General features: G+C 35.4%; 1 protein-coding gene and 2 pseudogenes. 2 read left to right on the top strand and 1 reads right to left on the bottom strand.

Annotated features, from left to right (window positions below):
• Both FEZ33_RS12040 and FEZ33_RS12035 read left to right on the top strand, forming a co-directional pair.
• A pseudogene (locus tag FEZ33_RS12040) lies at positions 1-116 on the top strand (IS30 family transposase); the annotation flags it as partial.
• 255 nt (positions 117-371) lie between these two features.
• Positions 372-2,153: an oligopeptide ABC transporter substrate-binding protein gene (locus tag FEZ33_RS12035; protein ID WP_138405596.1), complete on the top strand. Its 1,782-nt coding sequence runs from the start codon at positions 372-374 to the stop codon at positions 2,151-2,153.
• Between the two features lie 63 nt (positions 2,154-2,216).
• Here FEZ33_RS12035 and FEZ33_RS12030 read toward each other — a convergent pair.
• A pseudogene (locus tag FEZ33_RS12030) lies at positions 2,217-2,334 on the bottom strand (IS30 family transposase); the annotation flags it as partial.

Raw genomic sequence — 2,334 nt, 5'->3', positions numbered from 1 at the left:
TGTCATCGATTGCACACAAACGGAACACGATTCCACGGAAATCCTTGCACTACCAAACACCGTTGGAAGTATTTTTGAGTTACTTAGATGAAGCTGTTTTGTCTAGCTTAATTTGACAAATCAAATATATATAAATCCATTCATTTAATAGAAAAAAATATGGAAAGTGTATAGGAATAATGAAGTCTATAATATAAAAGTTTTATTAAATTGCATTATAATTAAAATGATTAAAAGCCAATAAGAATAACCTAAAACTATAGATATTAAAGCGATAATGATTTAAAATGTACTATACCGCTTGCATTAAAATTGTATAATTTTTTTTATTTATTCTAATGCTAGGGAAATCATTTTATAGGAGGATTTTAATGAAAAAATCGATTAAAAAATATGTTTCACTAACAACTTTAGCTATGACATTTGCTTCGACTTTAGTTGGGCCTACGACGCAGTTAGTCTCAGCTCAAGAAGAAGGAGAAGATGGGGTATTAGAGTTTGATACTTTAGTACAAAATGAAGGTGAACCTATCGAAGGTGGTACTTTAAATTACGCTTTAGTATCAGATAGTACATTTTCTGGAGTTCTTAACAACTTATTATACACTGGTCAACCAGATAGTGAAATTATTAATTTCTTTAATCCAGGACTTTATGGATATGATGAGAACTTCACTATTGATAATTCAGGATTTGCTGATATCGAAATGGATCCAGAGAACAGCCAAGTAACGATTACTATTCCAGAAGGACATACATGGCATGATGGTGAAGAAATTACAATTGATGACGTAATCTTCCCATACTACGTTATTGGTAATCCTGATTATACTGGAATTCGTTACGGATCAGATTTCCAAAACGTTGCTGGTATGGAAGAGTACCACAATGGAGATGCTGAAGAAATTTCAGGTCTTGAACGAGTGAATGATTACACGTTAACAGTAACATATAATACATTTAATAACTCAATGCTTCAAGCTGGTGGTGGTGTTTCTAATTATATCGAACCAGAACATCTACTAGGTGAAGTACCAGTGGCTGAATTGGAAGATAGCGAATATGTTCGTAAAAACCCAGTTGGTTTCGGACCATTTAAAGTAGAATCGATCACACCAGGTGAAGCGGTAACTTTAACTGCATTTGACGAGTATTATGATGGACGTCCTAACATCGATGAAATGGTTATTGAAGTAGTAAATTCTTCTACAATCGTATCTGAATTAAAAGCTGGAAACTATGATATTGCTTCATTACCAGCTGACCAATATGAAACATATGCTGATGCAACGAACTTTACTCCTGTTGGATTCTTAGAGAACGCTATTACTTATATCGGGTTCAAACAAGGGACATGGGATGAAGAGAACGGCGAAGTTGTACCAGAACCAGAACGTGTCACATCAAATAAAGCATTACGTCAAGCAATGGCTTATGCGATTGATAATAACGCAATTGCAACTCAATTCTATTATGGATTACGCCAAAACGCTAATTCACATATTACACCAAACTTTACAGAGTATCATAATGCTGAACAAGAGGGATATACATTTGATCCAGAACGTTCTCAACAATTACTTGCTGATGCAGGCTTTGTAGATAACGATGGTGACGGCTTTGTTGAAGACCCTAATGGAGAACCATTTACATTAGGTTTCGCTTCAATGTCCGGTGGAGAAACGGCTGAGCCGATTGCTCAATATTACATCCAATCTTGGCAACAAATCGGTATTAACGTTGAACTCGTTGATGGACAATTAATGGAATCTAATTCATTCTACGAACGTATTGAAGCAGACGATCCAGCCATCGATGTATTTCAAGCTGCTTTCGGTGTTGGTGGAGATCCAAACCAAAGTGGTTTATATGGTCGTTCTGCACCATTTAACTTCACACGTTGGGCAACAGAAGAAAATGATGAATTGTTAGCAGCCATTGAATCAGAAGAATCCTTTGATGAAGAATTCCGTCAACAAGCATTCTATGACTGGCAAGAATATATGATTGAAGAAGTTCCAACAATCCCAACATTATTCCGCTACACATTAACAGCTGTTAATAACCGTGTAAGCCAATGGGATACTCAAATTGGTTCGGACTTGAAATGGTCAGATATCTACTTACTATCTGAAGAACCAACTGCTGAATAAGCTAAAAATTTAACATCGTATTTGAAAGCACCCAGCTGGGTGCTTTTTTTATACCTTAAATTGTCAAATTAAGTGCAACACAGTTTTATAAAAGATTTCATAAGGTGTTTTCCAATTCAAACATTTTTTGGGACGTGTATTTAATTTCGTTGCCCAACCTTGTATCTCTTCATCAGTTGCA

Source organism: Ruoffia tabacinasalis (assembly GCF_005864045.1).
Classification (GTDB): Bacteria; Bacillota; Bacilli; order Lactobacillales; family Aerococcaceae; genus Ruoffia; species Ruoffia tabacinasalis.
This window is presented reverse-complemented; position numbering and strand designations above follow the sequence as displayed.

What these genes read in the sequence shown, in the direction of transcription:
- FEZ33_RS12035 (WP_138405596.1), top strand. Translation starts at nt 372, where the DNA reads ATGAAAAAATCGATTAAAAAATATGTTTCACTAACAACTTTAGCTATG.